Below are 18367 nucleotides of genomic sequence, written 5' to 3'. Positions count from 1 at the left end.
CGGCGAGGTTGTAGACGGCCATCGCCAGGAAGAGGCCGGCCAGGACGGCCCAGCCGGGGGCGGCGGCCACGGCGGCGAAGAGTCCGAAGGCGACGGCGTTGAGCAGTGCACCGTCGGGTGGCCGCGTACCCTGTCGCGGATGGAGATCCGTATCGCCTCCGACGAGGACTGGCCGACCATCTATCCGTTCTACTCCGCGATCATGGCCGAGGGCCGGTCGTACGCGTTCCCCGAGCGGCAGAGCCTGGAGGAGGCGAGGCCGTGGTGGATGGAGCCGCCGCCGGGGCGGACGGTGGTGGCCGTGGTGGACGGGGTGGTCGCTGGTTCGGCGAAGATGGGGCCGAACAAGCCCGGGCGGGGCGCGCACATCGGGACCGGCTCGTTCCTGGTCGACCCGGCGTACCAGGGGCGGGGGATCGGCCGGGCGCTCGGCGAGTACGTCGTCGCCTGGCACCGCGCGCAGGGGTTCCGCGGGATCCAGTTCAACGCGGTCGTGGAGGTCAACGAGCCCGCGGTGCACCTCTGGACGTCGCTGGGCTTCGAGGTGGTCGGCACCGTCCCGGGGACCTTCGACCACCCCGAACACGGCCTGGTCGGCCAGCATGTGATGTTCCGTCGGCTCTGACGGCCCGCTGCGCCCCGGGCGGCTCCGGGGCGACGCGGCGGGAACCGGGCCGACCGGCCCGGTTCCCGTTCACGGCTTCGCGGCGGGTGCCGCCCGGTCAGCGGCGCAGCGGGCCCTCGCAGGTGTAGTCGGCGGTGCCGGCCCGGCCGGCGGGCCAGACGTCGACCTTGCCGAACCAGCAGTTCATGTCGGCCAGGTTGTTGGCGGCGCCGCCACCGCGGGCGAGGAGGTAGTAGTCGATGGTCCCGGACATGTCCTTGCGGGTCTGCCCGGCGTCGGCGGGGTTGGTGAGGTTGGCGGTGATCCGGCCGGAGCAGGTGAACCGCATGGTGTTGTTCCAGTCGGCGTTGTCCTTGCAGACCGGCGCGTTCTGGGTCGACCGGGTGAAGGCGTCCCGTACCTCGGAGGCCCAGGCGTAGCTGAGTTGGCCGTTGGAGGTGTAGGTGGTGACGGGCACGTACAGGCCGGGGAGGCGCCCGATGGCGGCGTCGAGGTAGGCGGTGTAGTCGCGCTGGAGGCCGGCGTCCCGGCCGAGGCGGTCGCGCCAGGCGTTGTAGCCGGCGAGGTCGTCGGCGCGCAGCAGGCGGTACATCTCGGCGAGCTGGTCGGAGTGCCGTTCGCCGAGCATGTTGAAGAAGGTGGCCGCGTACGGGTAGGCGCGGAACTGGTACCCGGACCAGGTGGCGTGCAGGATCTGGTCGACCGTCAGGCGCGTCAGGCCGCCCCGGTCCTCGGCGGCGATCTGGTCGACCATGGTCCGCCGGGCCTTGACGCCGTCCTTGGAGGTCGAGCCGGCGAAGTACTCGGCGGTGCCCTCGTTCATCGTGAAGGTGGCGTCGGAGGGCCAGCGGTCGGTGTAGCCGGTCTCCGGGATGGCCCAGCGGGCGTTGAGGTAGTGGGTGTACTCGTGGCGGAACAGCTCCTCCAGGCTGAAGGTCGACTCCAGGGAGGTCCGCTGGTAGGTGTAGAAGGTCGAGGGGGCCTCCAGGAACATGCCGCCGTTCTCGACGTCGCTGATCCCGAAGAGCAGGTACTGCAGGGACTTGTAGTTGGCCTTGGTGTCGTACAGGCGCACCGTGAGGACCGGGTGGTCGTCGTCGGCGAGCGGCCGGTCGGTGCCGATCACCCGGAAGAACTGCGCCTTGACCTGCTTGGTCGCGTAGTAGAGCTGGTCGGCGGTGGCGCGGTCGAGGGGGGTGCGGACGATCAGGGTGCCGTTGTCGTAGCTGTAGGTGTGGGGGAAGATCTCCCGTTCGAGGTCGGCCCGGCAGGCGTCGTGCCCGCCGCAGATGCCGGTGTCGTTGACGAGGACGGCGATGTTGTTCCACGGGGCGCTGAGCCGGCCGAAGGTGTTCCGGAGGCTGGTGATCATCGCACCGGCGTTGGCCTTCAGTTCGGGCCTGATCGACTCGACGGCGTGGAGCCGGGAGTACTCCGACATCGCGTCGCGGACGGCCCACTCGCTCTCGGTGCCCTTGAGGTGGGTGTAGCCGGCGTACGCGCGGAGGGCCTCCCGGAAGGAGGGGGCGGCGGCCACGGCGGCCTGGTAGCGGCCCTGGTCCTCGACGACGTTGTTGATGCCCTGGAAGTTGATCTGGAGGGCGCTCTGCACCGCCCAGTTCCAGCCGCGGTCGCCGACGGCGGGGCCGCCGGGGGCGAAGGACTTCAGGACCCGCTCGGTCAGCGGCAGGCGCCCGGGGCGCAGCCTGGGTGCGGTGGAGGTCTGGAGCAGCTCGCCCATGGCGAGGCCGTTCGCGGTGGTCGGCTCGAAGACCCGCGGGTTGGCGGTGTAGGCGGTGATCGCCCGCTCGATCGCGGTGGTGGTGGTGTCGTCGTTGAAGTCGAGTTCGTCGTGGCCGTAGTCGAAGAGGACCGCGACGTGCAGGTAGTACCAGAGCCCTTGCTGGTTCAGGTTGTTGGTGGCGTCGAAGCGCGGCGCGAGGGTGCTGATCCGGTCGGCGACCGTGCGGACGTGCGCGGTGGTGAAGACCTTGGCGAGCTCCGGACGCCAGCCGCCCAGCAGCGGGCGCAGGCAGTCGTCGTAGCCGTGGGAGGGGTCGGCGAGGAAGTCCGCCAGGGCGGCCGGGCCGAGCGAGGCGAAGGCGGCCGGGGAACAGGCCGCGCCCTGGTCGGCGGCGAGGGGGGTGGGGGCGCTCGCAGGGTCGGCGACCGGCTGCCCGGCGGTCGTCGTCGGCTGCATCGCGGCGGTGCCCGGAGCGCCCTCCGGGCCGGGGGCGCCCGGCGAAGCCTGGCCGGGTGCGTGCGCGACCTCTCCGTGGGGGCCGGTGGCGGCCGGCTGCCGCGCCGGGGCCGCGGCGGGCGCGGGGAGGGCGGTGGTCGAGGGGGTGGCGGCCCGGGCGCTCTGGATGAGCGGGGCCGCGAGGGTGACGGCGAGTGCCGCGGAGAGCAGGACCGTGCGCAGACGTGGAGCGGTGGGGGTCACCGGGACTCCTGAAGGTGTGAGGGCGTGCTGATGGGGTGGTGCCGTGGGGTGCGCGAACCACCGCGCAGGGCCGGGGGATGGGGGAGGCGGCCGTGCACATACCCGTGCGGGCCGGTCGGTGGCGGTCGGCGGAGCCGTGCCGGAACCGGGGCGCAGCGAGGTCCGAGGTGGGGGTGAAGGAAGCCGGCGTTGGGGCGTCGACTCATCGATAAGTAAAATAGTAATGTCAAATTGCATTGCGCAAGTAGGTGTTGTGAGGAGTTCGGGCGCAGGGTAACGAGAGGGTCTCGGACTGCGGGTTCGTCGCACAAAGGTCTTGACGCGGACTCCACGGCGGGCGTTTGCTGGCACCCGCTCAACCAGAACTGATTGGTTCTGTTTGTTTGTGTGTATTTGAACGTTCAAATCGAGGGTGAGGCCATGACGGTGCTGGTTGTGCCGGAGTATCTGCGGCAGTTCGCCGAGCCGTCCGGCTACGTCGACTTCGCGAGGTTCGGGCCGGTCTCGGCCCGGGTCGCGGAGGTGCTGGCCCGAACCGCGGGGCGGCTCCACCGCGAGGGCTGGGAGGTCCTGGAGGGCCTCGACGCGCAGACGGAGGCGGCGGCGCGGACGGCGGGCGAGGTGCTCGGCTGCGCGCCGCACGAGATCGCGTTCGTCAGCTCGACCTCGCACGGCATGTTCGCCGCCGCCCACGCGCTCGGCGCCGCCGGGCCGGCCGGCGGGACGGTGCTGATGAGCCGGTCCGACTTCCCCGGCGCGCTCTACCCCTGGCTGCGCGCGGAGGGCAACGGCGGGCTGACGGTCCGTCAGCTGGACGGCCCGCTGACGGCGGACATCGTCCGGGCCACCCTGGACGAGCGGGTGCACGCGGTCTCGGTCTGCGCGGTCGACGCCGCCACCGGGATCCGGGCGCCGCTCGCCGCGATCAAGGAGGCGATCGGCCCGCACCGCGTCCTGGTCGTGGACGCCATCCAGGCGCTCGGCGCCGTCGAGTTCGCCGCCGACGCGGCGGACGTGCTGGTGGCGGGTGGCCAGAAATGGCTGCGGGCCGGCTGGGGCGCCGCCGTCCTGATGGTCCGCGACCGGGTGGCCGGGCGGCTGGCCCCGGGGCTCGGCGGATGGTCCGGCGTCGTCGACCCGATCGAGGCCCCCGGTCACCCCTGCCCCGCGCGGCCGGGAGCCGTCGCGCACACCGTCACCAACCCGGACGGCCCCGCCGTCGCGGCCCTGGGCGAGGCCCTCGCCCTGGTTCGGGACGTCGGCATCGGCCGGATCAACGCGCTGATCGGCGAGGCGCTCGACGAGCTGCTCGGCGCCGCCCGCGCCGTCGGCGCCGAGACCCTCGGCGGCGAGCGGACGGGCGGCGAGACGCCCGGCGTGAGCGGGATCGCGCGGGTCCGGCTGCCCGGCGCCGACCCCGCGGCCGTCCACCGCACGCTCGCGGAGGCCGGTCTCTCGACCACCCTGCGCGGCGGCTGGATCCGGCTGTCGCCGCACGCCAGCACCGGCCCGGCGGCGGCCGGGCTGCTGGGCGACGCGCTGCGGTCCGCCCGCACCCTCCTGACCGCCTGACTGCCTGACTGCCTGACTGCCTGACTGCCTGACTGCCTGACTGCGTGACTGTCTGACCGTGTGACCGTCGGTACCGCCGGCACCCGCCTGACCGCCTGACCGCGTGACCGCCCGACCGTCGTGGCACCGTCCGACCGCGTCCGTCCACCCCCGGCGCCGCCCCCCACCCCGGGCCGGGCCTCGCGCCGCCTGCACCGCCCGTTCCGCCCGACCGGCGAACGGCCGTCGCGCCACCCGACTCGCGGACGACCCGTACCGCCGGACCGGGTGGGGCGCCCCCACCCCGGGCTCTCCGCCCACCCCACCCGCTGTTCCCGCTCGATGCCGTTCCCCCCTCCTGAAAGGCATGCCATGTCACACCTCTCCCGTCGTGACCTCCTGCGGGCCTCCGGCGCGGGCCTGCTGGCCCTCTCCGCCGGTGGCGCCCTGTCCGCCTGCGGAGGCTCCGACTCCGGCTCCTCCGGCGGGGACGCCGCCACCGGAACCATCACCGTCTGGTCCTGGACGACGGCGGCCGAGGCGCTGCGCGGTGTGGTCCCCGCGTTCGAGAAGGACAACCCCGGCATCAAGGTCGACGTCCAGGACGTCGGCAACCCGGCGATCTGGGACAAGATCACGGTCGGCCTCGCGGCCGGTGGCCAGGGCCTCGCCGACGTCCTCCACATCGGTTGCGACTACCTGCCCGGCTACCTGGAGAAGTTCCCCGGCGGCCTGGCCGACCTGTCGGCCCTCGGCGCCGACGGCTACAAGGACAAGTTCGCCCAGGGTCTCTGGCCGGCCGTCGCCGACAAGGAGGGCCGCACCCGTGCGCTCCCCTGGGAGGTCAACGCGCAGGGCTTCTTCTACCGCAACGACATGTTCGACCGGGCCGGCATCGACCCGACCACGTTCCAGACCTGGGACGACGTGCTCGCCGTGGCCGAGAAGTTCAAGGCCGCCAACCCCGGCGTCGCCCTGATCGGCATCAACAAGTCCGGCACCCCCTCCTCCGACCTCGACTTCCTGCAGTCGCTGATGCAGCAGCAGGGCGCCTTCTACTTCGACCTCAAGGGCGACATCACCGTCTCCTCGCCGGAGGCGGTCCGGGCGCTGACCCTGCTCAAGCGCCTCGACGACGCCGGCCTGATCCTCGACTCCGCCAGCGCCACCATCTGGCGCAGCCAGATCAAGGAGGGCAAGATCGGCGCCAACCCGCTGGCGTCCTGGGGCGCGCACTGGATCGAGACCAAGTTCCCCGAGCAGAGCGGCAACTGGCGCCTCACCCGGCCGCCGGCGGTCACTCCCGGCGGCAAGCGCACCGCCATCGTCAACTCCACCCACCTGGCCGTCTCCGCGACCAGCCCCCGGCGCACCGCGGCCTGGAAGTTCGTCGAGTACGCCCTCACCCGGCCGGCCTCGGTCAACTCGATGTTCTCCGCCGGCGGCGTCTTCCCCGCGCTCACCGCGGCCTACCAGGACCCGATCTACACCGCGCCCAACGCCTACTACGGCGGCCAGCCCGTCCTCAAGACCTTCACCGACCTGCTCGGCGAGGGCGGCGACGCCACCAACTACTCCGGCGACTTCGCCCGCGCCCTCAAGCTCGTCAACGACGCCCAGGCCAAGGTGCTCACCAAGGGCGCCGACCCGGCCGCGGCCCTCCAGGACGCCGCCAAGCAGCTGGCCCAGCAGACCGGACGCAAGATCAAGTGACGACCGCCCTCCGCCCCGCCGCCCCGCCCCGGGCCACGGCGCCGCCGCCCTCCCGGCGCCGCGCGATGCTCCGCCGCCGGGCCCTGCCCTACCTGCTCCTCGCCCCCGCACTGGTCACGTTCGGGGTGTTCAAGGCCTACCCGATCGTGTCCTCGCTGCTGCTGTCGCTGACCACCGGCTCCGGCGCGAACACCCGCAACGCCGGGCTGGCCAACTACCGCAAGCTGCTGGACGACCCGCTGTTCTGGACGGCACTGGGCAACACCGCCCGGATCCTCGTCGTGCAGGTCCCGTTGATGCTCGCGCTCGCGCTCGGGCTCTCGGTCGCCCTCCACGCGGCGCTCGTCCGCTTCCGCACCGTCTGGCGGCTGGGCATCTTCATGCCGGCCGTGACGGGCCTGGTCGCCACCGGTGTGGTGTTCGCCTTCCTCCTCGACAGCGACCGCGGCGCCGTCAACAGCCTGCTCGAAGCCGTCGGCCTGTCCGGCGTCGACTGGCTCGGCGACGGCTTCTGGGCCCGGATGGCCGTCGTCATGGTCCTCACCTGGCACTACACCGGCTACAACGCCGTCATCTACCTGGCCGGCCTGCAGGGCATCCCGAAGGAGCTGTACGAGGCCGCCATGGTGGACGGCGCCGGCCCGCTGCGCCGGTTCCTCTCGATCACCGTGCCGGCGCTGCGGCCCGTCCTGCTGTTCACCGTGGTGCTCTCCACCATCGGCACCCTCCAGCTGTTCGACGAGCCGTACGTCCTCACCCGCGGCGGCCCCGACAACGCCACCCTCACCGTCTCCATGTACCTGTACGACAACGGCTTCCGCTACTTCGACTTCGGCTACGCCTCCGCCATCGCCTACGCGCTCACCCTGCTCGTCTCGGTGCTCGGCGCGGTCCAGATGCGCCTGATGGGAGAACGTGAATGACCCTGACGACGCGAGCGACCCGCGTGGCGCCCCCGGCCCCGGCGGCATCGGGGAAGGGGCTCCGCGACCGGATGCGCGGCTGGCCCACGACCCTTCTCCTGGCCGCCGTCACCGGAGTGTCCGTCGCCCCCTTCTACTGGCTGGTGATCTCCGCCACCCACAGCGACGCCGACATCTTCTCCTGGCCGCCCAAGCTGCTGCCCGGCTCCCACCTCGGCGAGAACCTCTCGCACCTGAACGCGAAGATCGGCCTCGGCCGGGTCCTCCTCAACTCCCTGCTCGTCGCCGGTGTGCAGACCCTCGGCGCGCTCGTGGTCGCGCTGCTCGCCGGCTACGCCTTCGCCAAGTTCCGGTTCCCCGGCCGGACGGTGCTGTTCGTCATCCTGCTCTCCACCCTGGTGGTGCCGGACCAGGTGCTGCTGGTTCCGCTCTTCAAGATGATGATGTCGTTCGGCCTGATGGACAGCTACCAGGCCCTCATCCTGCCCGGCCTCTGCGTGCCCTTCGCGATCTTCCTGATGCGGCAGGCCCTGGCCGGCATGCCGGACGAACTCCTCGACGCCGCCCGGGTGGACGGCGCGGGCGAACTCCGGGTGCTGTTCGGGGTGGTCGTCCCGGTCATGCGCCCCGTCCTGGCCGCGCTGGGCATCTTCCTCTTCCTCGGTTCGTGGAACAGCTTCGTCTGGCCGCTGATCGCCCTGCGCAGCTCCGACATGCACACCCTGCCGGTCGCCCTGGCGACGCTCCACGGCATGAAGAGCAACACCGACTACGGCCTGATCCTCGCCGGGACCGCACTGTCCACCCTGCCCATGATGGTCCTCTTCCTGGCCCTTCAGCGGCAGTTCATCTCCGGCCTGCTGGCCGGCGCCACGAAAGGCTGACCATGGAACCGCCCACGAGCGAGCAGACCGAGCAGACCGAGACGACCGAGACGACCGACCACGAGGAGATCTGGGAGCCGCACGCCCCCGCCACCACCGCCCGTCCCCGCCGGGTGGCCGCCGACGGCATCGACCTGCTGGTCACCGGCGAGGCGAGCGTCCGCACGGTGGACGAGGGCGTCATCGAGGTCACCGCCGAGGACCTCGGCGAGGTCCGGATCGAATGGCGCACGCCCTGCGTCGACGCCACCGCCTTCTGGACCCCCGAGGCCCGCGGCACCGGCTGGCTGCCCGCCGCCTGGAGCGCCCCGCGCCGGGTCACCCTCTCCCGTGGCGCCCCCGTCGCCGCCCTGATCGGCACCGGTGACACCGCGGTCTGCGCCTTCGCCGCCGACCGGGAGGACGTCCTGGCCGGCGCCGGAGTCGTGGAGGAGACCGGGGAGTTCCGGTACTGGGTCCAGGCCACCGGCCGGCTGACCGTCCGGATCGACACCTCCGGCCGGCACTACGCCCGCTGCCTGGCCGCCATCGCCGGCTGGTGGTGGTCCGGCCGGACCGCGAACGTCCCCGACGTCGCCCGCCGCCCCGCCTACTCCACCTGGTACTCGCTGCACCAGAACATCACCCCGGAGGCGGTCGAACGGCAGGCCGCCCTCGGCAAGGAACTCGGCCTCGACACGATCATCGTCGACGACGGCTGGATGACCACCGACCGCACCCGCGGCTACGCCCACTGCGGGGACTGGGAACCCCACTCCCTGCCCGACACCGCCGCCCACGTCGGCCGCGTCCACGACCTCGGCGTCCGCTACCTGCTCTGGTACGCGCTCCCGTTCATCGGCAAGGACAGCGCCGCCTGGGACGCCCTCTCCGGCTACGCGCTCACCAGCGCCGACCACATGGGTGCCGTCGTCGCGGACCCCCGCTACCCGAAGGTCCGCCGGCACCTCGCCGACAGCCTCGCCCGCGCCGTCGAGGAGTGGGGGATGGACGGGCTGAAGGTCGACTTCGTCGACTGGTTCGGCGTCCAGGACCCGCCGGCCGCCGGACCCGAGGCGGACTGCACGACCGTCGACGAGGGCCTCCACCTGCTGCTCGCCGAGATCCGCCGGCGGGTCGACGCGGCCTGCTCCGAGGGCATGATCGAGCACCGCCAGCCGTACGTCAGCCCCGGGCTCTGGCCCTACGCCACCATGATCCGGGCCACCGACTGCCCGCTCAGCCCGCAGGAGAACCGCCAGCGCACCATCGACACCCGGCTGATCGCCGGACCGCTCGCCGTCCACGCCGACATGCTGATGTGGCACCCCGCCGAGCCCCCCGAGCAGCTCGCCGTCCACCTCATCAACGTCCTCTTCGCCGTCCCGCAGATCTCCGTCGACCTCGCCGTCCAGACGCCCGCCCAGCGGGAGGCCCTCGCCTTCTGGCTCGGTGTCGTCCGCGAGCACGTCGGCACCCTGCAGCTCGGCGACCTGCGGCCGGCCCGGCCCGACCTCGGCTACCCGATGGTCACCGCGACCGGCTCCGGGACGGGCACCACCGTCGTCGCCCGCTACGCGCCGCTGCCGGTCGACGCGGGCGCCGGTGCCGGTCCGTGGCGTAGCCTGCTGGTCGCCAATGCCGACGCCGACCCCGACGTGCGCCTCGTCGGCGGCCGGGGCACGGCCGAGGCCACCGTCCAGGACGCCCGCGGGCGGACCGTCCACCAGGGGACCGTCGACCTCGTGGAGGGCGGGGTCACGGTCGTCGTCCCCCGGGGCGGACTGCTGACGCTGCGCCGCCCGGCGCAGGACCCGCACGGCGACCACTGATCCAGCGACCGGAGCACCGATGACCGAGGGAACACGCCCCGCGCGCCGCGCCACCACCATCGCGGACGTCGCCCGCGCGGCCGGCGTGTCCCGGCAGACCGTCTCCAACGCGCTCAACGCCCCGCACCGCGTCCACCCGGACACGCTCGCCCGGGTCACCGCCGCCATCGACCGGTTCGGCTACCGGCCGGACCAGTCGGCCCGCTCGCTGCGGACCGGCGAACGGCGCACCATCGGCTACCTCGCGCCGGTGGACGACCCGTTCGACCCGAACCCGCTGATGGCGGGTTTCCTGGAAGCCCTGGTGGACGCGGCCGGCGCGGAGGGGCACCGGGTCCTGCTGGTCCGCGCGGCACCGGGGGAGGCGCAGACCCGGGCCGCGATCGACGACCTGGTGGCGGCCCGCCAGGTGGACGGGCTGGTCCTCGCGGACGTGCTCCCCGAGGACGCCCGGGTCGCCCACGCGGCCCGGGTCGGCGTCCCGTTCGCCTCCTTCGGCCGCACCGCGCCGGGGCTGCCCCAGCACTGGGTGGACATCGACAACGCGGCGGCCACGGCGGAGATCGCCCGCCACCTCGCGGAGCGCGGCCACCGGCGGGTCTGCTTCGTGGGCTCGGTGGTGCGGGCGCCCGGGGGGCCGGCCGACGGGCCGGCCGACGGGGCCGGGTCGTCCCCGCGTCCGCCGGCGGGCCCGGACGCGGGTCCGGGGTCCGTGGCGGGGGCGCCGGCGGAGCTGCCGTGGCTGGTGGCGCGCCGTGCGGGCTTCCACCGGGAGGCGCGCCGGCTCGGCCTGGAGGTCGTGCCGGTGCCGGAGGCCGGGTCGCTCCGCACCCTGCTGCGGGGCCGGGACCGGCCCACCGCCCTCGCCGCGGACAACGACCTGGCGGCCCTCGACGTCTACGAGGCCGCCCGGGCCGAGGGCCTGCTCGTCGGACGCGACCTCGCGGTCACCGGCTTCCACGACACTCCGCTCGGCCGGCACCTGTATCCGCCGCTCACCTCGGTCCGGCTGCCGCTGCGCGGCATCGCGGCCGCGCTGGTGGGACTGCTCCTGGCCCAGGTACGGGGCGAACAGGTGACCGGGGCCGGGCTCGAACTGCCCACCGAACTCGTCGTGCGGGCGAGTTCGGGCTGAGCCCGGCCTCCGGGCGGGACCCCGGCCCCGTGTGGGACCGGGCCGGGGTGGTCCCCGGGTCCGGTGTGGGGCCGGCCCCGGGGACCGACCGCAGACCGTCCCGCGCCGCCCTGCCCGTCTGGCCCTGCCGGGGCCGGAGAGGTGGATCGAGGTCAACGGCCGTGCTCGGCACCGCCGTTGACCTGGATGATCTGGGCGGTCACATGACCGGCGGACGGCGCGGCCAGCCAGCGGGCGGTCTCCGCGACGTCGGCCGGGCGCCCGGCCCGGCGGGTGTCGGCCTGGGCGACCAGGGTCGCCTCGCGCTCGGCGGAGAGCTCGCCGCGGAAGAACTCCGTGTCGGCGACGTAGCCGGGGGCGATCACGTTCACCGTGATGCCCCGGGGGCCCAACTGGGCGGACAGGTCGTAGGCGTACGGGTGGAGGGCGGCCTTGGCGGCGCCGTAGGAGCCCGAGCCGGATCCCCGGTACGCGGCGATCGAACCGATCAGGAGGACCCGGCCGCCGGGTGCCGCGAGCCGTTCCCTGAGCGCCTCCGTGAGCAGGACGGCGGTGAGGGTGTTGGCGCGGAAGTTCTCCTCCCACTCCCGGGCCGCCCCGGCGAGAGCGTCCGGCCGGTCGGCCGGTGAGCCCAGAGCCGCGTTGCCCCCCGCGGCGTTGACCAGCACGTCGACCCGCTCCCACCGCTCGCCGATGCTCCGCGCCACCCGCCCGGCCCCGTCCGGGTCGGACAGGTCGGCCGTCAGCCGGACCGGCACCGGTGCGCCGGGATGTGCGGCGCGCAGCCGGTCGACGGCCCGGTCCAGCACCTCGGTGCGCCGTCCGACCAGGACCACCTGCTCGCCGTCCCCCGCGAAGGCCCCCGCGACGGCGTACCCGATCCCGGTGCCTCCGCCGCTCACCACCACCACCCGAGTCATCCGCCGGGCCTCCCTCGTCGTCGACGGGGACCGGTCGCCCGGTCCGGTGTCCGTGCGCGCCCGCTCGGCGCGCCCGGTCCCGCCAGCGTACTGATCACCGGCGCGGGCGCGGTGCGGTGTGCGGCGGTGTGCGCAGGATCGACACGGAGCGGTCATCCCGGTTATCGGGAGCACGAGTTGACGTAGTGTGGACGTCACGCGGTGGACATCGAGGGCCGGAGGACGCCATGCGCCGGATCGCGATCGCCGGAGCGGGTCAGGCGGGCCTCCAGCTCGCGCTGGGCCTGCTCGCGGCGGGCGGGTACGAGGTCACGGTGGTGTCGGCCCGGACGCCCGGGCAGCTGCGCGGCGGTCCGGTGCTCTCGACGCAGGCGATGTTCGGTCCGGCGCTGCGGATCGAACGGGCGGCCGGACTGGACCTGTGGGCCGGAGCGGCCCCGGCCGTCCGGAGCGTGGACGCCGTGCTGGTGCCCGAACCGGGCGTTCGCGCCCTGGAGTTCACCATGACGCTGACCGAGCCCGCGCAGGCGGTCGACCAGCGGCTGAAGATGGCGCGCTGGCTGGAGCTGGTCGCCGAGCGCGGCGGCCGGGTCGAGTACCGGAGCCTGGACCGGCCCGGTCTGCGGCGGGTGGCCGAGGCGCACGAGCTGACGGTCGTCGCCGTCGGCCGGGGCGGACTGTCCGGGATCTTCGCGCCGGACACCGCCCGCTCGCCGTTCGACGCGCCGCAGCGCACGCTGGCCGCGCTGTACGCGCACGGGGTCGGCACACCCGATCCGTCGGCCGGGCCGAGGGCGCGGATGCACGCCGTCCCCGGCGTCGGGGAGCTGTACCTCCAGCCGGCGCTGACCCTGTCGGGCCCGTGCGACATCCTGCTCTGGGAGGCCGTCCCCGGCAGCCCGTTCGACTGCTTCGCCGACCGCCCGGAACCGGCCGAACAGCTGCTCCGGATCAGGGAGTTGCTGCGCACGTACCTGCCGTGGGAGGCGGACCTCTGGTCGGCCGCCGAGCCCACCGACGCCGGAGCGGCCCTGTACGGGGCGCTCACCCCGGTGGTGCGGCGTCCGGTCGCGCACCTGGACGGCGCCACGGGCGGCGGCGCCGACGGGGTGGCCGTGCTCGGCATCGGCGACGTGCTGGTGGTGAACGACCCGATCACCGGCCAGGGCGCGAACAGTGCGGCCCGGGCGGCCGACGCCTACCTGGCGGCGATCACCGGGCGGGGCGGGGCTGCGTTCACACCGGAGTGGATGCACGCCACCTTCGAGGACTTCTGGCACCGGCACGCCCGCCACACGGTCGACTTCACCACGGCGATGCTGACCATGCCCGACCACCTCCAGGCGGTGTTCGGGGCCGCCGCCGCGTACGAGCCGGTGGCCCGCAGGCTCGCCGACACCTACGCCGATCCCGTCGACCACGCCGCGTGGCTGGCCTCGCCCGAACTGACGGCGGCCTACCTGGCCGCGGTCGCCGCCGCGCCGGACGGCCCGGTGCGGTAGCCCGCCGCGGCCACCGCCCGACCGCCCGCTCGCCCCCGACCGTCCCCGACCGCGCCGCCGCCCGACCGCCCCACCGCCCCGCCCGTCAGTTGCCGTCGCCGACCCGCAGCTCGGTGGCGATCTGGCGGCGCCCGGCGACCAGGGCCTCGGCGAGGACCCCGGCCGCGACCAGCGCGGCGAGGCCGAGCGTCGGCGGCACCACGGCCCAGCCGCTCACCGGCAGGCCCGGCGGCACGCGGGTGCCGAGCAGGGCGGAGAGGTCGAAGACCGGCCCGAGCACGGCGACGGCGGTCAGCGCCGCCAGTGCGCCGCCGGCCGCGGCGAGCAGCGTCTGGGGCAGCGTCTCGGTGAGGATGAGGGCCAGCCCCTGCCGGGGACGCAGGCCCATGGTGCGCAGCCGGGCCAGCGACGCGGCGCGGTCGGGGGCGGCCCGGAGCAGGGTGAGCAGCACCGCGAGCAGGGCGAACGCCCCGGCGCCGGCCGTGGCGGCCCGGAAGATCCGCGAGGCGGCGTGCTGGAGGGGGTCGGTGGTGAGCTCGGTGACGAACTCCTCACTGGTGTACATCAGGTACCCCTCGGGGAGGGAGTCGGCGTTCGGCCCGGCGGGCCGGATGCCGGTGAGCCTCGCCGTGTCGGCGACGATCTCGGTCACCGGCAGCCGGTGCGCCAGCCGCCGCACGGCGTCCGCGTCGATGTCGCCGACGGCGTACCAGTAGGTGCGGCGGGCGAGTTCGGGCAGCAGGGCGACGGCGGGTCCGGCCGGGAGCACCACGAACGGGCGGGTCGAGTCGCGCAGCGCGGGGGTGGCGTCGACGGTGGCGGCCCGGGCGGCGGAGATCTCGCCGTTGCTGCCGAAGCGGAGCCGACGGGCGTCGGCGTCGCCGCCGAGCGCGGCGACCAGGCCGGCGGAGTACAGCGCGGGGACGGGGGTGTCCGGTGGGCCGGACGGCTCGGGGACCCCGCCCGCGGGGGCCGCCGCCGCGGCGCCGCCGAGCCTCTCCGGGTCGAAGACGCCCCGGCCGAGCGAGCGCGAGATGGCGGCGTAGGCGACCGGGTCGACCACCACGGCGGTGATCGTGAGCGGGCGGTCGCCGGGCCGGAGCACGACGGCGTCGGTCTCCAGGAAGACGGCGGTGGCGGCCGTGACCCCGGGCAGGGCGCCGGCGGCGGCGGTGAAGGAGTCCGGCAGGGTGACACCGGTCGGTCCGCTCAGCATGACGTCGCCGCCGACGGCGACGCGCGAGCTGCGCACCCGGCCGGAGTCGACCGCGTCGATCATGTCGGCCCCGAAGCCGGCCGTGGTGACGGCGAGCAGCAGGGCGAACACCGGGAGGACGGTGGGGCGGGGGCGGTCGCCGGTGCCGCGCGCGGCGCGGGCCAGGCCGAGGAAGCCGACGACGCCGCGCCGCCGTCCGACCAGCCGGGCCAGCGAGCCGACCAGCAGCGGCTGGATGCGCGCGATCAGCAGACCGGCGGCGAGCGCGATCAGCAGCGGGGTGGTGACCACCAGCGGATCGAGGCCGCTGCCGGCCGGGGTGACGCCGCGCCGCCTGACCTCGGCCACGGCCGCCACCGTGACGGCCAGTACGGCGAGTTCGCCGACCAGCCGGCGCCGGCCGTCGGTCGGGCGGGGGCCGGAGAGCAGCATCGCGGCGCGCAGCGGGAAGGCGACCAGGGAGACCAGCGCCACGGCCGTGCCGGCCAGCACGGAGGCGCCCCAGCGCGGGGTCGGCAGCAGCAGGAGGGCGAGCGCCAGGCCCAGGCCGGCGGCGGGGAGCACCGTCACGGCGCCCTCGCCGAGCAGCCGGCGCAGCACGCCGCCCTGCGAGCCGCCGCGGGCCCGGAGCAGCCGGATCTCCGCGGTGCGCCGGTCGGCGGCCAGTGCGGCGGCCAGGAGGAGCACCACCGCGACGACCCCGGCGAGCCCGGCCGGGCCGATCGCCGCCAGCGGTGCGGCGGCCTCCCGGCGTTCGGTGGCCAGGGTGAACAGCTGCGGCAGCAGGGAGACGGTGCGCAGGTCGGGCCGGCCGGTGGTGGTCATCAGGCCGGCGGCGGTCGGGCCGGTCAGGTAGGAGTTGATCTCGGTCTCGGCCCGGGGGAGCCGGTCCACGCGCAGCGAGTCCGGGTCGACCGGCTGCCGCCAGAAGGCGTGCCCGCCCCGGGCCCACTCGACGAGCCGGGTCAGCGACTCGTCGCCGACGACGCCGGTGGTCTGCCAGGCGCGCAGCTTCTCGTTGGTGAGGGGGAGTTCCAGGCAGCCGCGGGTCACGCAGCCGAGGTCGGTCCAGTACGGGTCGGCCTCGTCGTGGGCGGAGTAGAAACCGACGACCTCGACCCCCAGCTCCGGCGCGGGGTTGCCGAACTCCTCGGTGAGCACGTCGCCCAGGTGGATGCTCAGCTTCTCGGCGGCGTGCGCCGAGACCGCGATCGGCAGCGGCCGGCCGCGCGGGGCGCCGGTCGGCCACCGGCCGGCGACCAGGGTGGTGTGCTCGGCGATCTTCGCCAGGTTGAGCAGCCGCAGCGACGGCGAGAGGCCGTCGGGGCGGGCGAGGCCCGGGTTGCCGAGGGGCGTGGGCTTGGCGCCGAACACGCCGTAGACCGGGCCGCTGTCGGCGATGCGGAACTCTCCGCCGGTCCGGGAGGCGAGGTCGGCGGCGACCGCGGCCAGGGCGGCGGTGTCGTCGCCGTCCCGGATCTCGGAGGTGGTGTACAGGCTGGTCCCGCTCGCGTTGCGGGAGTGCAGGAAGTCGCGCAGGGCCGCGTCCGCGCCGAGGTCCACGGCCCGGGGCAGCGCCGCGGTGAGGAACACGGCGGCGAGGACCAGGACGGCGTTGAGGACGGCCGTGGACCGTGCGGACCGCAGCCGGGTGCGGACCCACGGCGCGGGCCGGTGCTCGACGCGGACCGGTTCGAGGGTCTGGCCTTGCATCCCGCGTCTCCTGCCCCCGTACGCCCCGCTCCCGTGCACGGACGCCACACCGATTCCGGTGTCGGACCACCGGATAGCGGACGATGCTGTCAGATCCGTGTACGGAACGGAAGGTCCGTTCGGGCAGGAAGACCGGCCCCTCCGGTCGGGCTGTCGGAGGCGTCCTCTAGGTTCTGGGGTGTCGAGGGGCGGACCGCCGTAGGCCGCCGCACCGACCGCGCGACACCGCGCGGGACCGCGCCACACCGCGCCCGGAAGGGGCCCACGCCATGCCAGCCACCGCCGCCGAGCAGTCGACCTACCTGGAGCTGTCCGAGGACACCGGCAGCGCCCACAAGTTCTACGAGGTCCGGGTCGCGGGGGTGGACGTGACCGTCACCTACGGCCGGATCGGCGAGGGCGGCCAGACCAAGACCACCGCCTATGCGTCGCCGGAGAAGGCCGCGGCGGCCGCCGCCAAGAAGATCGGGGAGAAGGTCCGCAAGGGCTACGCCCCGGCGGTGCGCGGGGTGCGCCAGGCCCGGGCGGTGACGCGGCGGGCGATCGTCAGCTCCCGCTCGACGGCCACTCAGGCGCCGGTGCTGTGGCGGTTCCGCTCCGGCGCGGCCGCGTTCGGCATCTTCGTCGGCGAGGAGCACGCCTGGGTGGGCAACGAGCGCGGCGACGTCTACACGCTGACCCACGACGGCCGGGTGACCGGCCGCTACGGGCTGCCCGACGGGGTCAAGTGCATCGTGGCGGACGACTGGTGGATCTACGCGGGCTGTGACGACGGCAAGGTGTACGACCTCGGCGGCAAGGTGCCGCGGGTGGCGTACGAGATAGCCGAGGACGTCGACATCTACTGGCTGGACATCCACGACGGCGTGCTCGGCGTGGCCGACGCGCGCGGCGGGATCACCACCGTCGACCACGAGGACGAGTTCCAGTGGCGGCGCAAGGCCGAGGGCACCGACGGCTGGATGGTGCGCTGCGACGCGGACGGCGTCTACCACGGGCACTCGCGCGGGGTGGCCCGGTACGCGGCGCGCGGCGGCGAGCCGGTCTGGCACGCCCGCACCGACGGCGCCGTGCTGTTCGGCTGGCAGGAGCCGGACGAGGTGTTCGCCGGGACGTCGCGCGGCTCGGTCCACCGGCTGCGGAAGGCGGACGGCTCCGAGGTCGCCCGCTACCGCTGCGACGCGGCCGTGTTCTCCTGCGCCGCCTCGCCCGACGGCCGGTACGTCTTCGCCGGGGACAACCACTCCTCGGTGTACTGCTTCGCGGCCGACGGCACCCGGCTGTGGAAGCTGGGCACCGGCTGCGGTTCGGCGTACAGCATGCAGTACCGCGACGGCCGGCTGTACCTCGTGACCACGGACGGCTCGCTGGTCTGCCTGGACGCGAGCGAGACGGCGGTGCGCGAGGCGGAGGAGGGCCGGCTGCCGCAGGCCGCCGAGGTGGACGGCGACGGCTGGACGGCCGCGGTGGCCGGGGCCGAGATCGAGGCGGTGACCGCCGGATCGGCGGGCGCGGCCGGCGGCGTCGAGGTGGAGTGCGTGCAGGACGGTGTCCGGCTGCGGGTGCGGGTGGTCTCGGCGGGCTTCGACCCGAGCCGCCGGGTGCAGTTCCCGAAGGACATCCGGGTGCCGGGCGCGCGCTACCTGGTGGCCGAGGTGCTGGAGTCGGGCAACGGCGCGTTCTACCGGGCGCGCGGGGACATCAAGCGTCTGCTCTGACGTGGATTCCGTTCATCCGGCGGACCGTTGACAGCCCGTCGCGGGCCTCGGTGTAATGCGGTGGCCGGGTGTGTGCCGGGTGTGTGCCGGGTGCGCGTCACGAGGGCTGCCACGTGGCTGCGCGGCACACCGACCGCTTCGGGCTCGCCCGGGGGGAAGGCAGGATGTCATGGGTGCGGAGACTGCGGTGGCGGCGGGATCCGTCGGACTGAA

General features: G+C 74.5%; 12 protein-coding genes. 9 read left to right on the top strand and 3 right to left on the bottom strand.

The window, feature by feature from the left end:
- Positions 1-139: 139 nt before the first annotated feature.
- The gene (locus ABZY91_RS13210) at positions 140-625 is read left to right on the top strand and encodes a GNAT family N-acetyltransferase (RefSeq protein ID WP_329878135.1); all 486 of its coding nucleotides are present in this window, start codon (positions 140-142) and stop codon (positions 623-625) included.
- Positions 626-722: 97 nt separating this feature from the next.
- Here ABZY91_RS13210 and ABZY91_RS13205 read toward each other — a convergent pair whose 3' ends face one another.
- Positions 723-3068, bottom strand: coding sequence for a collagenase (locus tag ABZY91_RS13205; RefSeq protein ID WP_355402112.1), 2346 nt, complete (start codon positions 3066-3068; stop codon positions 723-725).
- A gap of 420 nt (positions 3069-3488) precedes the next feature.
- Here ABZY91_RS13205 and ABZY91_RS13200 point away from each other — a divergent pair, with 420 nt between their 5' ends.
- The 6 genes from ABZY91_RS13200 to ABZY91_RS13175 all read left to right on the top strand — a co-directional run bounded on the left by ABZY91_RS13200 (position 3489) and on the right by ABZY91_RS13175 (position 11085).
- Positions 3489-4640 carry an aminotransferase class V-fold PLP-dependent enzyme gene (locus tag ABZY91_RS13200; protein WP_355402110.1) on the top strand — a complete coding sequence of 384 codons (1152 nt, stop codon included), beginning with the start codon at positions 3489-3491 and terminating at the stop codon, positions 4638-4640.
- 351 nt (positions 4641-4991) lie between these two features.
- Positions 4992-6332, top strand: a complete 1341-nt coding sequence (locus tag ABZY91_RS13195; RefSeq protein WP_329878141.1) for a sugar ABC transporter substrate-binding protein — start codon at positions 4992-4994, stop codon at positions 6330-6332.
- Positions 6329-7255 (top strand): sugar ABC transporter permease, encoded by a 927-nt coding sequence (locus tag ABZY91_RS13190; RefSeq protein WP_355402107.1) that lies wholly within the window; start codon positions 6329-6331, stop codon positions 7253-7255. The genes ABZY91_RS13195 and ABZY91_RS13190 overlap by 4 nt, the downstream gene beginning before the upstream one ends.
- Positions 7252-8139, top strand: coding sequence for a carbohydrate ABC transporter permease (locus tag ABZY91_RS13185; RefSeq protein WP_355402106.1), 888 nt, complete (start codon positions 7252-7254; stop codon positions 8137-8139). Before ABZY91_RS13190 ends, ABZY91_RS13185 begins: the two co-directional genes overlap by 4 nt.
- A gap of 2 nt (positions 8140-8141) precedes the next feature.
- Positions 8142-9950, top strand: coding sequence for a glycoside hydrolase family 36 protein (locus ABZY91_RS13180; protein ID WP_355402104.1), 1809 nt, complete (start codon positions 8142-8144; stop codon positions 9948-9950).
- A gap of 19 nt (positions 9951-9969) precedes the next feature.
- A complete protein-coding gene (locus ABZY91_RS13175) occupies positions 9970-11085 on the top strand; it encodes a LacI family DNA-binding transcriptional regulator (protein ID WP_355402102.1) in 1116 nt (371 codons plus the stop codon).
- Between the two features lie 152 nt (positions 11086-11237).
- Here ABZY91_RS13175 and ABZY91_RS13170 read toward each other — a convergent pair whose 3' ends face one another.
- Complete coding sequence (locus ABZY91_RS13170; RefSeq protein ID WP_355402100.1) at positions 11238-12005, bottom strand: SDR family oxidoreductase; 768 nt, start codon at positions 12003-12005, stop codon at positions 11238-11240.
- A gap of 227 nt (positions 12006-12232) precedes the next feature.
- Here ABZY91_RS13170 and ABZY91_RS13165 point away from each other — a divergent pair, with 227 nt between their 5' ends.
- On the top strand, positions 12233-13507 hold the full coding sequence (locus ABZY91_RS13165; protein ID WP_355402098.1) for a styrene monooxygenase/indole monooxygenase family protein: 1275 nt from the start codon (positions 12233-12235) through the stop codon (positions 13505-13507).
- 85 nt (positions 13508-13592) lie between these two features.
- Here the strand turns inward: ABZY91_RS13165 and ABZY91_RS13160 are convergent, their stop codons facing one another.
- On the bottom strand, positions 13593-16436 hold the full coding sequence (locus ABZY91_RS13160; RefSeq protein ID WP_355402097.1) for a hypothetical protein: 2844 nt from the start codon (positions 16434-16436) through the stop codon (positions 13593-13595).
- A gap of 269 nt (positions 16437-16705) precedes the next feature.
- On the opposite strand from ABZY91_RS13160, the gene ABZY91_RS13155 reads away from it, so the two are divergent.
- On the top strand, positions 16706-18154 hold the full coding sequence (locus tag ABZY91_RS13155; RefSeq protein ID WP_355402095.1) for a WGR domain-containing protein: 1449 nt from the start codon (positions 16706-16708) through the stop codon (positions 18152-18154).
- Positions 18155-18367: the final 213 nt, after the last annotated feature.

Source organism: Kitasatospora sp. NPDC002965 (assembly GCF_040611255.1).
Taxonomy (GTDB): Bacteria; Actinomycetota; Actinomycetes; order Streptomycetales; family Streptomycetaceae; genus Kitasatospora.
Note: the sequence above shows the minus strand (reverse complement) of the source record. Positions and strands in the feature narration are given on the sequence as shown.

Coding starts and splice junctions, on each gene's coding strand:
- ABZY91_RS13210 (WP_329878135.1), top strand. CDS start 140: ATGGAGATCCGTATCGCCTCCGACGAGGACTGGCCGACCATCTATCCG.
- ABZY91_RS13200 (WP_355402110.1), top strand. CDS start 3,489: ATGACGGTGCTGGTTGTGCCGGAGTATCTGCGGCAGTTCGCCGAGCCG.
- ABZY91_RS13195 (WP_329878141.1), top strand. CDS start 4,992: ATGTCACACCTCTCCCGTCGTGACCTCCTGCGGGCCTCCGGCGCGGGC.
- ABZY91_RS13185 (WP_355402106.1), top strand. CDS start 7,252: ATGACCCTGACGACGCGAGCGACCCGCGTGGCGCCCCCGGCCCCGGCG.
- ABZY91_RS13180 (WP_355402104.1), top strand. CDS start 8,142: ATGGAACCGCCCACGAGCGAGCAGACCGAGCAGACCGAGACGACCGAG.
- ABZY91_RS13175 (WP_355402102.1), top strand. CDS start 9,970: ATGACCGAGGGAACACGCCCCGCGCGCCGCGCCACCACCATCGCGGAC.
- ABZY91_RS13170 (WP_355402100.1), bottom strand. CDS start 12,005: ATGACTCGGGTGGTGGTGGTGAGCGGCGGAGGCACCGGGATCGGGTAC.
- ABZY91_RS13165 (WP_355402098.1), top strand. CDS start 12,233: ATGCGCCGGATCGCGATCGCCGGAGCGGGTCAGGCGGGCCTCCAGCTC.
- ABZY91_RS13160 (WP_355402097.1), bottom strand. CDS start 16,436: ATGCAAGGCCAGACCCTCGAACCGGTCCGCGTCGAGCACCGGCCCGCG.
- ABZY91_RS13155 (WP_355402095.1), top strand. CDS start 16,706: ATGCCAGCCACCGCCGCCGAGCAGTCGACCTACCTGGAGCTGTCCGAG.